10 protein-coding genes are annotated in these 13,086 nt (G+C 47.0%); 1 reads left to right on the top strand and 9 read right to left on the bottom strand.

The window, feature by feature from the left end:
• Positions 1-192: 192 nt before the first annotated feature.
• Positions 193-1,197 (top strand): LacI family DNA-binding transcriptional regulator, encoded by a 1,005-nt coding sequence (locus RGU72_RS20235; RefSeq protein WP_322121461.1) that lies wholly within the window; start codon positions 193-195, stop codon positions 1,195-1,197.
• An 18-nt stretch (positions 1,198-1,215) separates the two neighbouring features.
• Here the strand turns inward: RGU72_RS20235 and RGU72_RS20230 are convergent, their stop codons facing one another.
• The 9 genes from RGU72_RS20230 to RGU72_RS20190 all read right to left on the bottom strand — a co-directional run bounded on the left by RGU72_RS20230 (position 1,216) and on the right by RGU72_RS20190 (position 12,986).
• Positions 1,216-1,764, bottom strand: coding sequence for a YggT family protein (locus RGU72_RS20230; protein WP_322121460.1), 549 nt, complete (start codon positions 1,762-1,764; stop codon positions 1,216-1,218).
• 84 nt (positions 1,765-1,848) lie between these two features.
• A complete protein-coding gene (locus tag RGU72_RS20225; RefSeq protein WP_322121459.1) occupies positions 1,849-2,595 on the bottom strand; it encodes a histone in 747 nt (248 codons plus the stop codon).
• A 507-nt stretch (positions 2,596-3,102) separates the two neighbouring features.
• Positions 3,103-4,272: a ribonucleotide-diphosphate reductase subunit beta gene (locus RGU72_RS20220; RefSeq protein WP_322121458.1), complete on the bottom strand. Its 1,170-nt coding sequence runs from the start codon at positions 4,270-4,272 to the stop codon at positions 3,103-3,105.
• Positions 4,273-4,431: 159 nt separating this feature from the next.
• The gene (locus RGU72_RS20215; RefSeq protein WP_322121457.1) at positions 4,432-7,353 is read right to left on the bottom strand and encodes a ribonucleoside-diphosphate reductase subunit alpha; all 2,922 of its coding nucleotides are present in this window, start codon (positions 7,351-7,353) and stop codon (positions 4,432-4,434) included.
• Between the two features lie 455 nt (positions 7,354-7,808).
• Positions 7,809-8,465, bottom strand: coding sequence for a 1,6-anhydro-N-acetylmuramyl-L-alanine amidase AmpD (gene ampD, locus RGU72_RS20210; RefSeq protein WP_322121456.1), 657 nt, complete (start codon positions 8,463-8,465; stop codon positions 7,809-7,811).
• Between the two features lie 16 nt (positions 8,466-8,481).
• On the bottom strand, positions 8,482-10,071 hold the full coding sequence (locus RGU72_RS20205) for a sigma-54 dependent transcriptional regulator (protein ID WP_322121455.1): 1,590 nt from the start codon (positions 10,069-10,071) through the stop codon (positions 8,482-8,484).
• Between the two features lie 80 nt (positions 10,072-10,151).
• Positions 10,152-11,906 (bottom strand): two-component system sensor histidine kinase NtrB, encoded by a 1,755-nt coding sequence (locus RGU72_RS20200; protein ID WP_322121454.1) that lies wholly within the window; start codon positions 11,904-11,906, stop codon positions 10,152-10,154.
• 13 nt (positions 11,907-11,919) lie between these two features.
• Entirely contained in the window at positions 11,920-12,180 is a 261-nt protein-coding gene (locus tag RGU72_RS20195) for a PP0621 family protein (RefSeq protein WP_322121453.1), read from the bottom strand.
• Entirely contained in the window at positions 12,177-12,986 is an 810-nt protein-coding gene (locus RGU72_RS20190) for a cytochrome C assembly family protein (RefSeq protein ID WP_322121452.1), read from the bottom strand. The genes RGU72_RS20195 and RGU72_RS20190 overlap by 4 nt, the downstream gene beginning before the upstream one ends.
• Positions 12,987-13,086: the final 100 nt, after the last annotated feature.

Raw genomic sequence — 13,086 nt, 5'->3', positions numbered from 1 at the left:
TTATAAGACTAACGCAAAACCGCCCGAGCTGCGTTGTAGCTCCTAGCTGTATAAAATTACTATCGTCGTCGCTAAGCCTTGCTGGGACAATTCTGCCTAAGTCCTAGATTAAAATAAAATTGCCATTTTTTTAAAAGTACCCTTTTCTGTAATTCATGCGTCATAATTCATATAGAGAAAGGATCTAATTTTATGGCAACAATGAAGCAGGTCGCAGAGAAAGCCAGAGTCTCCACCACTACGGTTTCTCACGTCATCAACAACACCCGGGTCGTCAGTGAAGATGCGCGCGAACGCGTGCTTTCGGTAATCCAGGAGCTACGTTATATTCCCAGTGCTGTGGCACGCAGTCTTAAGAACGATAAGACGCAAACCCTGGGAATGATGATCCCCAACAATTCCAATCCCTACTTCGCCGAGGTCATCCAAGGCATAGAGGACGAGTCTTTTCGCCTGGGCTACAACATCATCCTGTGCAACTCTTACGATGATCCGAAAAAGCAAGCCGCCTACACCCGCGTGCTGATGGAAAAACGAATAGACGGATTGATTCTGGTCTCTTCAGGCATTGACCTGGAACTGACGCAATTACTCGCAGATGAAGCCATCCCCAAAGTATTAGTCGATAGAGAAGTACCCGGTGTTGCCGCAGACTTTATTGAAGCAGATCATGAGCAAGGCGGTTATCTGGCAACGAAATATTTGCTCGATCTGGGCCATCGCCGCATTGCCTGCGTGTCTGGCCCTAAGACTTTGTTGCCAAGTGGTGATCGGGTATCGGGCTATCTGCGCGCCTTGAAAGAGGCGGGAGTTGATTACAACAGCGATTACCTTGCGCATAGTGACTTCACCAGCCAGGGCGGCTTTAGCGCGTTTCAGCAATTGCTGGCGCTGCCTAATCGTCCCACCGCGATTTTTGCCAGTAATGATTTAATGGCGATTGGCGGCTTATGTGCGGCGCAGCAAGCTGGAATGCGTATTCCCGATGAATTATCGGTGGTTGGTTATGATGATATTGCGCTGGCCTCGTTTAGCACACCGCCATTGACCACCATCGCGCAGCCCAAATATGAAATCGGTGTTTTGACAGCACGGGTGTTAGTCAACCGGATTCTGAATGCAGAGTTACCATTCCGAAGAGAAATGCTGCAAACAGAACTAATCATGCGCCAGTCAACCGGACAAGCGCCGGCTTGAGTTGCAAATATCTTTGGATTAAAGCAATAAGATTCTTGGCAATAATTCGCTCAATAATCGATTCAGCACCTGCAACAAGATCAGCGCAACCATGGGTGAAAAATCAATGCCTCCCAAAGGGGGCAATAATTTTCGTATGGGCGATAATATCGGTGTATTCAGCGCTCGAATAAACGGTGCAAACGGTGCGTTGGGATTGACCCAGCTAAAGACCGCTTCCAGCACCAGTAAGGCCATCAAACCATACAATATCCATTGCAGCATTCTGAACAAGGCCAGCAAACCCAGTGCTGGCAAAGAGAGCTGAAACGCTGGCAGAACATCGATTAATACCGATACCAAGGCGACTAAAAAAGTCGCAATCACGCTAGCCCAGTCGTAACCTGCAAACCCTGGGATCACGCGGCGAATCGGATGCACCAGCCAATCTGTCAGTTGAAAAATGGATTGTGCCAACCCCATAGGCGGCCTGACTCGCTGTGCCTGCATCCAGAACCGCAGTAATAGAAAACCTGCGAACAAACCAGCAATCGTATCAACGACAAAACTTACTATTCCATACAACACTGTTCTAACCCCTAAAAAAAACCCACTGGGTGGATATCACGCAGTGGGTATTGTGCCTGAAATTCAGGCGTACAAGCGATCCGATTACGCTGGACGTGTGCCTGTAGGGAATGGCCATGCTGCTGTCGGGCTTACGACCGTTTTAGCATCTGGCGTTGCTGGCTTAGCTGCTGCTTTCGCTGCTGGCTTGGCCGCTGCTTTTTTTACTGCAGGCTTAGCTACAACTTTAGCAGCTGGCTTGGCCGCAACTTTTGCCGCTGGCTTCGCTGCTGCTTTTGCTGCTGGCTTTGCTACCGCTTTTTTAGCGACTGGCTTCGCTGCTGCTTTCGCTGCTGGCTTTGCTACCGCTTTTTTAGCGACTGGCTTCGCTGCTGCTTTTGCTGCTGGCTTTGCTACCGCTTTTTTAGCGACTGGCTTCGCTGCTGCTTTCGCTGCTGGCTTTGCTACCGCTTTTTTAGCGACTGGCTTCGCTGCTGCTTTCGCTGCTGGCTTTGCTACCGCTTTTTTGGCGACTGGCTTCGCTGCTGCTTTCGCTGCTGGCTTTGCTACCGCTTTTTTAGCGACTGGCTTCGCTGCTGCTTTCGCTGCTGGCTTTGCTACCGCTTTTTTAGCGACTGGCTTCGCTGCTGCTTTCGCTGCTGGCTTTGCTACCGCTTTTTTGGCGACTGGCTTAGCTGCTGCTTTTGCTGCTGGCTTAGCTACAACTTTTTTAGCTGCTGGCTTAGCTGTTGCTTTTGCTGCAGGTTTCGCTGCGGCTTTTACCACTGGCTTAGCTGCTGCTTTTTTTGCAGAGGCTTTCTTTGCCTCTGGTGGTTTTGGTCCTGTTGCCATTTTGTTTCTCCTTCATGAGATGGAAAAAATTGATCAATTAAATCCGCTCATTAAAACAATAAGGCGAGCGGATTATTCATGGGCACAAACAAACTGTTGTTTGCGCTAATGAATGCGGCACCGGCTGAACTGCTGCATCTCCTCTATTGATGCAGCACTTCAGCCATATGGCTTTTGAAGGCGATTCCGTATCCCGGGTATCACAATCCAGCGCTTGCCAGCACAGTTGCAGATACCAATATCAGAATCAAGCAAAACAAACAGCCAAAAAAAACGCCCGCATTAATCAATGCCGGCGTCGGTATTTTGTATTGCAGGAGTTTTTCCAAAACCAAAAGCCGCGACACTTTCGTGGTGTCGCGGCACAAACAGAGTAGATCGATTCGGTCTATGACTGTCCATTCAGTTTGGTGAGGCCTCTCGCGTTTTACACGTCATGCGAATTTGAGTAAGGCATCCAGACTAATCTGAATTTTAGCGGAAATTATTTTCACTGTTTTTCAACTGTTATTCCCAGTTGAGCGCTCCGCCAGTTTGATACTCAATCACACGTGTTTCAAAAAAGTTGCGTTCTTTTTTCAGGTCTATCATTTCGCTCATCCACGGAAACGGATTCTCTTCCTGCGGAAACAAAGTATCAAGACCAATTTGTTGTGCGCGGCGATTTGCGATGAACCGTAAATATCCTTTGAACATCGGCGCATTCAAACCAAGCACTCCACGCGGCATTGTATCCTCTGCGTAGCGATATTCCAACTCCACCGCACGCAAAAACAACGATTTAATTTCATCACGAAATGTCGCTGTCCACAAATGCGGATTTTCCATCTTGATCGTGTTGATCAAATCAATTCCGAAATTGCAGTGCATCGATTCATCACGCAAAATATATTGATATTGTTCTGCTGCGCCCATCATTTTATTTTGACGACCGAGCGCCAAAATTTGTGTAAAGCCGACGTAGAAAAACAGACCTTCCATCAGACATGCAAAGACGATTAAGGACTTTAACAAAGTCTGATCTGTCTCCATCGTACCGGTCTTAAATTCCGGATCGGTCAATGCGTTGATGAACGGGATCAGGAACTGATCTTTATCACGAATCGACTCAACTTCATTGTAAGCATTGAAGATTTCTGCCTCGTCCAAACCCAACGACTCAACGATATACTGATAAGCATGAGTATGAATCGCCTCTTCAAAGGCTTGACGTAACAAATACTGACGGCATTCTGGTGCGGTGATGTGGCGGTAAGTACCCAGCACAATATTATTCGCGGCCAGGGAATCAGCGGTCACAAAGAAACCCAGATTACGTTTGACTAAACGACGTTCGTCTTCTGTCAAACCATTTGGACTTTTCCAAAGTTCAATATCACGCTGCATATTGATTTCTTGCGGCATCCAGTGGTTAGCACAACCAGCCAGATATTTATCCCATGCCCATTTATATTTAAACGGTACGAGCTGATTGACATCAGTTTGACCATTGATAATCCGCTTGTCCGCAGCATTGACGCGACGTGCAACCTCTGCGGGTGCAGCTTCAACAGATTTTATCGGCGCAACTATTGCAGCAAGCTCTGGTAATGGCATACGGGTATTGATCGTTGGCATCGCTGGTGTCGCTGGAGCCATCGGCGCTGCTGGAGCGACTTCTTCATCCCAAGAAAGCATTGGTATATTCCTTAAATTCACTTACTAAATAATTCTATCGTTTTCAGAGGGAGCGAGCACTATCGCTCTACCCCTCATCCTTGATCACTTGCTGTAGTTGCAGTAGTTCTGTTATTTACCCGCTTATTTACTGATGAGCGGCTAATTCACTTCCTGCAATTACTGACAAGCTTCGCACTCTTCGAAACCAGCATCGCCAGGACGCAAGTAGCAAGCAGCACCATCGGCTTCTGATGCAGCAGCTACAGGCACTTCTGCGCCAGCAGAATATCCGCCACTACCATCAACGGCAACTGCATTCAGTGCACCGGTTTTGCTTGTGGACTTTTCAGTATGAGTCGCACCTATCGTACGCAGGTAATAAGTGGTTTTCAGACCACGCAACCAAGCTAACTTATAAGTCTCGTCCAGTTTTTTACCTGAAGCACCTGACATGTAGATATTCAGTGACTGCGCTTGATCTATCCATTTCTGGCGACGTGACGCAGCTTCTACCAACCAAGATGGACTAACTTCAAATGCAGTTGCATATAATTCACGCAGGTCTTGCGGGATACGATCAATCTTTGCCAGGCTACCGTCGAAGTATTTCAGATCAGCGATCATGACTTCGTCCCATAAACCACGTGCTTTCAGATCACGCACCAAGGATTCATTAATCTCAGTAAACTCGCCAGACAAATTCGATTTTACATACAAGTTTTGATAAGTCGGTTCGATACAAGCCGATACACCAATAATGTTAGAAATCGTCGCTGTAGGCGCAATCGCTACACAGTTGGAGTTGCGCATACCGAACTGCTTAATACGATTACGGATAACAGACCAATCCATCGTTTCAGAATAATCGACCTCCAGATAACCACCGCGCTCTTCTGCTAACAGCTTCAGAGAATCTTGCGGGAGAATGCCACGATCCCACAAAGAACCACGATACGAGCTGTAAGCGCCGCGCTCTTCTGCCAACTCAGACGATGCCAGATAAGCGTAATAGCAAACTGCTTCCATCGAGTTATCAGCAAATTGCACTGCATCCATTGAGGCATAAGGTATGCGCATCATGTGCAAGCAATCCTGAAAACCCATAATGCCGAGGCCAACCGGACGATGACGTAAGTTGGAGTCACGCGCTTTCTTGACTGCATAATAGTTGATGTCGATCACGTTATCCAGCATGCGCATCGCTGTGCGGATAGTTTTTTGTAACTTGATGTGATCGAGTTTGCCGTCCTTCATGTGCGCTGGCATATTGACCGAACCTAAATTACATACTGCGATCTCGCTATCGTTTGTGTTGAGTGTGATTTCGGTGCACAAATTAGATGAGTGAACTACGCCCGCATGTTGTTGTGGCGAGCGAATATTGCATGGGTCTTTAAATGTAATCCATGGATGACCAGTTTCAAACAGCATGGATAACATCTTGCGCCACAAGTCTAGCGCAGGGATTTTCTTGGATAGTTCCAGCTCACCGCTCGCCGCTTTAGCTTCATAAGCAACGTAAGCCTGCTCGAAAGCTTTGCCAAACTTCTCATGCAAGTCAGGTACATCGGACGGCGAGAATAAAGTCCAGTCGCCTTTTTCCATGACACGCTTCATAAACAAGTCAGGAATCCAGTTAGCGGTATTCATGTCATGCGTACGACGACGATCATCGCCAGTGTTTTTACGCAGATCAAGAAACTCCTCAATATCCATATGCCAGGTTTCCAGGTAAGCGCAGACTGCACCTTTACGCTTACCACCTTGGTTGACCGCAACGGCAGTATCGTTGACGACTTTCAGGAAAGGCACGACGCCTTGGGATTTACCGTTAGTTCCTTTAATATGTGCGCCGAGTGAGCGGACTGGCGTCCAGTCATTGCCCAGACCACCTGCATATTTCGCCAGCAGAGCGTTTTCTTTGATCGCTTCGTAAATACCATCGAGATCATCCGCGACTGTCGTCAGGTAGCAAGACGACAGTTGTGAGCGTTGTGTACCTGAGTTGAACAAAGTCGGAGTCGAGCTCATAAAATCAAAGCTAGACAATAAGTTATAAAACTCAATTGCACGAGCTTCACGATCAATCTCGCTAATAGCAAGACCCATCGCAACACGCATGTAAAAAGCTTGCGGCATCTCAATACGTGTTCCACGTACATGCAAAAAATAACGGTCATACAAAGTTTGTAGACCGATGTAACCAAATTGCAAATCACGATCAGCAACCAGCGCGTTTGCAAGCTTTTTCAAATCGAACTGACCTAATTTTGCATCCAACAGCTCTGCTTCAATACCTTTTTTGATAAATTTAGGGAAATAGTCAACGTATTCTGCCGCCGCTGCTTGTTGCGCAACTTCTTTACCAAATACCTCTTTACGTACCGTGTGCAACAAGAGGCGTGCCGTAACCTGACTATAGGCAGGCTCTTTTTCCATCAAAGCGCGGGCAGCCAAAATAGCCGATTTATGCAGTTCTTCAACTGGCACGCCATCGTACAAATTCTTTAAGGTTTCTGCCAGAATTGCTTCTGGATCGGCCAACTTGTCCAAACCAACGCACGCAGCTGTAATCAAGTTACGAACTTGTGCGATATCCAGCACCGTAGGTTGACCATCAACGATCACATGAATTTGCGGTACTGCGATATCGGTCTTGGATGCCTGTTGCGATTCTAATTGCTGGCGGCGCTCATCTTGACGCTTGGCACGATACAAAACATAGGCACGTGCCACATCATGTTCGCCAGAACGCATCAGTGCTAATTCAACTTGATCCTGGATATCTTCAATATGAAACGTACCGCCAGTTGGCTGCCTGCGTACCAAAGCAGACACGACACTCGCAGTTAATTGCTCTACCAATTCACGGATACGGGCAGACGCCGCACCCTGGCCGCCGTTAACTGCCAAAAAGGCTTTGGTCACAGCGATTGCGATTTTGGAAGGCTCAAAACCAACCACAGCACCATTCCGGCGAATGATGCGGTAGTCACTGTAACTGGTAGCTTGCGAAACTGGCGCATGGTTAACTGCATGCGACTGCAAAGCCGACAGATCAGATGTGATTGGTGTTGATGTTTCTATTGAAGAGTGCATTTGGCCTCCGGGGTCAGCGTGAATTGTGTTTACGTCGTACTTCGTGTTTTGAGACCGATGATATCGATCGCAATGCTTATTTTTTCAACTAAGTTACCGAACTAAGTTGCTCAACTACGTTTGATTTACTGCGTTTGGTTTGTATTTACTGGAATTGCCTACTGTCTTGAATTAGGTTTTTACTCCATTTGAGTCAAGCAAGATAAATTCAGCGTGGATTCAAAATCTGATCCAAGTCTCTGTTTTATAAATCATTTATGACAATAAAACCGGGATAAAAAAAAGATCAAGTGAAACAGGATTAACAGCAGCATTATTTAAACCAAACCACTAGATGTAGTGCAGAAGATTTGATTTGCACTAATTCTAGTGCCAGAGAGGGAGATGTGCAATCGCTTTTTTTGTTAAAAAGAGAATTATTTTTTTACGACAGCTAGGTTTGTTGATTGACAATCTCAAAGCATGAATGGAAAGCTTGGTGCAGCGTGAGTAAGCACTAACCTAAATTCTTGATCCAATAATTTTTTATATTGTTTCCAGTCAAAATAGGGGCCGGGGTCAGTCTTCCTTCCGGGAGCAATATCTTGATGTCCAACGATGTGACGGATAGGTAGTTTTTGGCACAGGGCGCAACTGAGCGATGCCAAGGTCTTATATTGCCCAGCTTCAAACTCCTGAGTATCAGTCCCCTCAAGCTCTATACCTACAGAAAAATCGTTACAGCCAGATTCTCCATTGAACTGCGACACACCCGCGTGCCAGGCACGCGCCAAGGTTGAGACGAACTGCAATAAGCTTCCGTCACGGCGTATCAAAAAATGGCTAGACACGCGTATGCCGCGCAGAGACTCAAAACTAGGATGCATTGAGTAATCAAGCTGATTTAAGAATAAATCGGAAATTGCAGAGCCGCCAAATTGACCGGCAGGCAAGCTGATGTTGTGAATTATCAGCAGCGAAACTTCAGCATGCTCGGAGCGAGCATCAAAATTAGAAGACGGCAGCCGCGTTGCTAATGAGTACCAACCATCTTCATCCAATGCGTCGGTGGCTCTTGAAGAAACCGAGCTAGTCTGACTTGCTGAGTTTGATGGTTTTAATGGATTTGACATAGCCAAATGACCCGATTTACTCCGGGTCATGAATTTTCAGTTTTTGTATCTGGTAACGCAATTGCCGGAAACTTACTCCCAACAATTCTGCCGCTTGTGTGCGGTTATTGCGCGTTTTAACTAGCGCACGGCGAATAACTTCCTTCTCTATCCGCTCCAGATAATCAGGCAGAGAACATGGTAAATCAGGCTCGATGAAAATATTTTTTCCGCTGTCCGTGACGCTAACAACAGGCTCTACATGATGCGCATTCTGATCCCGAGACAAAGCGGCAGAGCTAGTTTCAATCGCATGGCTTGGGTTTAGCACCTCTGCAGGGGTCGATGTTTCAGGCGTGTCAGGCAGGCTCGTCATTGCTGGTGAAAGTACTGGCAATGCTTTTGTCGCAGGACGCAAAGCCAGATCACTGACTTCAATACAGCCATCATTCGCAAATGCCAGCGCACGCTCCAGAATATTCTCCAGTTCGCGCACATTACCCGGAAAATCATAGGCGGCCAAAGCTTGCAGCGCCTCATCAGATAGTAAGGTAGCAGCGCCAGAATTAGAAAGTTCTGGGGTAGAAAGACGTCGCAAAATACCTTGCGCCAATTCTGCCACATCCTCTAAACGCTCGCGTAGCGGAGGCAAATGCAACTCAATGACATTCAGGCGGTAATATAAATCTTGGCGAAATTTACCTGCCGTCACGCAATTAGCGAGGTTTTGGTGAGTCGCGCTAATAATACGGACATCGACAGGCTCTTCGTTAGTAGCGCCGACCTTGCGGACTCGCCTCTCTTGTATCGCACGCAACAGCTTGACCTGCATCGCCAGCGGCAAATCAGCAACCTCATCCAACATCAGCGTACCGCCGCTCGCCGCCTGAAAAAACCCATCACGGTCATCGCTAGCGCCAGTGAACGCGCCTTTGCGATAGCCGAAAAATTCCGCCTCCATCAAGGCCTCTGGGATGGCACCACAATTAACTGCAATAAATGATTTGTCCGCACGCGCACTATTATTATGTATCTCACGCGCTGCCAGCTCTTTACCGCTACCTGATTCTCCGGTGATGATGACTGGTGCCATGCTGCGCGCCAGTCTACTGATTTGGGAGCGAACATGCTGTAGCGCCTCAGAACGTCCGATCAAACCAGAGGGTAGGATGCGCTCTGCTTGCTTGCTATCGTTGCCATCTTGAATGTCGTGTGCTGTACGGATTTCGCCCAATTGTAAAGCTGATCTGACCAGCTTACGCAACTGATCCAGTGCCACCGGCTTAGACACATAATCAAACGCACCTGCCTTAAGGGCAACTACCGCGTTATCAGCACTGCCAAAAGCGGTAATGACAGCAATCGGCGTATTTTTATAATGACTGTTAACGTCCTGAACTAACTCCATACCAGAACCATCTGGTAAGCGCATATCCGTCAGAATTAAGGCATAACTGGATTTGGATAAATAATTGCGTGCTACCGCGAGTGTCTCGGCGCTATCTACGTCCAATCCCATCTTGATCAGAGTAATTTCCAGCAACTCGCGCAGATGCGCCTCATCATCCACAACAAGAATGCGTGGACTGCCTGGCAAATCTTTAGAGTTCAACTCTTTATTATTCATATTTACTCGTATCTTTTATGCGCCTTAGTGCATGCAAGTTAGTTCTTGCAACTTAGTTCACCCTGCTTAGTTATCGCAACTTAAGAAGGATAAGAGTCGATTAAAGTGAAGTTAACCACAAAACGGCCTTTTGATTCACCAAATAATGAGTAAGGATCATCCGTATGGTATTCATAATCAAGCAAAGCATGATTATTCAAACATAGTTCACGCGCCATATACAAACCTAAACCGGTACCTTTACTGGATGTCGTATAAAAAGGCTCAAATAAATGTGAGCGCACTTCAGCACCGATACCAGGGCCATCATCCTGAATATGCAACTCTTGCCGGTTGATCGCACTCATTTGCGCATAAATCCGTATGCTGCCTGGCTTGCCACTGGCATAACGAACAGCATTCGACAGCAGGTTAACCACAATTTCTCGCAAATGGCCGGGATCAAACACAATATGAAAAGTAACTGACCTGTCCGTATAAATCAAATGTGGATCCAAGCCACGTGTCTCCACAAAGTCTTGCACAATCTCAGTGATAAAAGGTAACAAAGAAAACGGCTTCGTATCTGCCTGCGCCTTGCGTGATAACTTAAGAATATCCTCGATCAACTGGTTCAAGCGTCCGACATTATCATCCACAATTTTTAGCAGGCGCCGCGCTTGTACCGGGTTAGACATATCCTCACCCAACAACGAGGCGGCATAAGAAATCGACGACAAAGGATTTCTGACCTCATGCGCAATGCTCGCCGTCAAACGTCCCATTGACGCTAGCTTTAATTGCTGCGCCTGATTCTCGATATCCGACACATCCTGCATAAAGATAATCGTGTAAGTACCCTGCTCATGGCTAAACCCCGCAATATCCGCACTATCGACATCTACAAAGCGCAATTTTAAATGCGTCACTAAATCAGACCGATTCAAGTTTTCTGGTGAACTGGCATCAATGGTGGCATCGTTTACTTGCCGGATAGAGATGAAGGAAATATCTTCGCCGACCGTCCACGGCATAATGCCCGTATGAATAGTCTTGGCATTAAATGTAGAGTCATTTCTGCTGGACAAAACTTCGGCAATCGATCGCAAGGCCGGAATATCGCGCAAACGGGCGCGGCTGGCTTGCTGTATAAGACGTGCGCCCAATATGCGCTCTGCTGCTGGATTCATTTCAACTAAATGTTCCGCCTGATCGATAACCAAAATACCATCACCCATATCCGCAATTACCAGGCGATTAATCGCCTGTTGTATCGCCAGTGCTTTGCCTCGCTGCACTGCCAAAGCCTCTTGCTGGATCAGGTTTTTTGCTAAGCGGTTGAGTACAAACACCACGGCAAAATAAGCGGCGCCATACAAGCCCGCTTGTGATGTCAGGCCAGGATCTTCTTGCTGTAAGACCCGATAAATACTTTCTACTAATAAAAATAAAGTAACAAAGGCGGCAAAAAACAAGCCCCACAATAAGGGAGCCAGAATACCGACGCCCGCCAAGGGAAATAAATACAGAATTGTCAAGCCATTTTTATTACCGCCAGACGCCAGATAAATAATAGAAATAACAATGATATCAAGCGTTATCTGGCTAGCTAATTGCAGCATGAACCGTCGCTGATAATTAATTTTAATCAGGACAAAGAAAATGGCGATGATCAGGTAGGCGGTACAAGCCAGGGTGAATACGTTGTACTCCGTCAACCATATTTCTTTACCACCCTTCAGGCTCATGTAACCAAACAACACGATGGCAACGACCACCCGTGACACATTCAGGGTCTGAAGGGAACGCCAGAAAGTGGCGCTAGGTAAAGAGGAGGAGCTAGCGGAGCTGGACATTTAATGCAGCGGTCTAATGCAAGTCTGCATGGGCGACGCTACAAAACACTTGCTGCTGCCGGTACACTGCCTCGGACGAGGGCACATACACCTGGCAATGCTCACAACAAACCATAGTCTCGGCATGTTGATTTGCCGGATTGGGATTAGGACTTGAGCCAGTTGACCCACCATCCAAAGGTGCTTGTTGCTGAGCCGATGAGATCGTTGAACTTTTTTTACGCAAAGCCAACACCACCAACACGGCAAGCACCAGCCACATTAAGAACTTCATGACAGGCTCCTGTGCAATATCACTTCTAAGACAAACCGGCTACCGACGTAGGCAAGTAACAAGGTTAAAAAACCGCTTAGGGTAAAACTCAATACCGTTTTCCCACGCCAACCGCGCCAATGGCGACCGATCAGCAAAATACCAAATAACATCCAGGAGAATAGCGACAAAATGGTTTTGTGATCCCATTTGAACGCCACGCCCAAGATTTCCTCTGAAAATACGATGCCGGACAAAACAGTCAGGGTCAATAAAACAAATCCCATCGCCACCAGCCGGAACAGAATTTTTTCCATCATCAGCAAAGCAGGCAAGCGCTCTATCGCCTTGCTAAGCCAAGGCGGTGTCGCTTTGCTAGCTTGCTTGTGCAGATGCGCATCTTGCAAAGTCATTACAACGGCATGGAAAGCAGCGATCGTTAATGTACTGTAAGACAGCAAGGCAATCGCAATATGCCAGGGAAACATCGCAGGCTTGCCTGCCATTGCGACCAAACTACCAGGGAAGAACACAGGCAAGATCGCCATGATTGCCGCATTAGGCAGTAACAATACTTTCAAACCATCTAAGGATAAATTACGACTCTCCAACCAGTAAACAAATACAGATACCCACAATGCGGCTGACAACATCACGGCAAACCCTACCCGCAACTCGTTCGGCATAAAAATAGTCAGATACAAAGCCGCTGCATGCACCAGCCAGCCAGCAATCGTCGTCATAGAATCCAGCAAGCGGCGCTGGCCGGGGATAAAGCTGCAAGCGATATATAGTGCAGCGGCAAGAAAAGGGAGGTAAGTTTGCATGGTTTAAGTTTACACCATGTAGGCTCAGATTTAGCTTGGGATTTAGTATGAGAATTGCTAGTCGGATCAAGACCTGAATTGAGTTTAGACCGTAAGCTTG

This window comes from Undibacterium sp. 5I1 (assembly GCF_034314085.1).
Classification (GTDB): Bacteria; Pseudomonadota; Gammaproteobacteria; order Burkholderiales; family Burkholderiaceae_D; genus Undibacterium.
This window is presented reverse-complemented; position numbering and strand designations above follow the sequence as displayed.

What these genes read in the sequence shown, in the direction of transcription:
- RGU72_RS20235 (WP_322121461.1), top strand. Translation starts at nt 193, where the DNA reads ATGGCAACAATGAAGCAGGTCGCAGAGAAAGCCAGAGTCTCCACCACT.
- RGU72_RS20225 (WP_322121459.1), bottom strand. Translation starts at nt 2,595, where the DNA reads ATGGCAACAGGACCAAAACCACCAGAGGCAAAGAAAGCCTCTGCAAAA.
- RGU72_RS20220 (WP_322121458.1), bottom strand. Translation starts at nt 4,272, where the DNA reads ATGCTTTCTTGGGATGAAGAAGTCGCTCCAGCAGCGCCGATGGCTCCA.
- RGU72_RS20215 (WP_322121457.1), bottom strand. Translation starts at nt 7,353, where the DNA reads ATGCACTCTTCAATAGAAACATCAACACCAATCACATCTGATCTGTCG.
- ampD (WP_322121456.1), bottom strand. Translation starts at nt 8,465, where the DNA reads ATGTCAAATCCATTAAAACCATCAAACTCAGCAAGTCAGACTAGCTCG.
- RGU72_RS20205 (WP_322121455.1), bottom strand. Translation starts at nt 10,071, where the DNA reads ATGAATAATAAAGAGTTGAACTCTAAAGATTTGCCAGGCAGTCCACGC.
- RGU72_RS20200 (WP_322121454.1), bottom strand. Translation starts at nt 11,906, where the DNA reads ATGTCCAGCTCCGCTAGCTCCTCCTCTTTACCTAGCGCCACTTTCTGG.
- RGU72_RS20195 (WP_322121453.1), bottom strand. Translation starts at nt 12,180, where the DNA reads ATGAAGTTCTTAATGTGGCTGGTGCTTGCCGTGTTGGTGGTGTTGGCT.
- RGU72_RS20190 (WP_322121452.1), bottom strand. Translation starts at nt 12,986, where the DNA reads ATGCAAACTTACCTCCCTTTTCTTGCCGCTGCACTATATATCGCTTGC.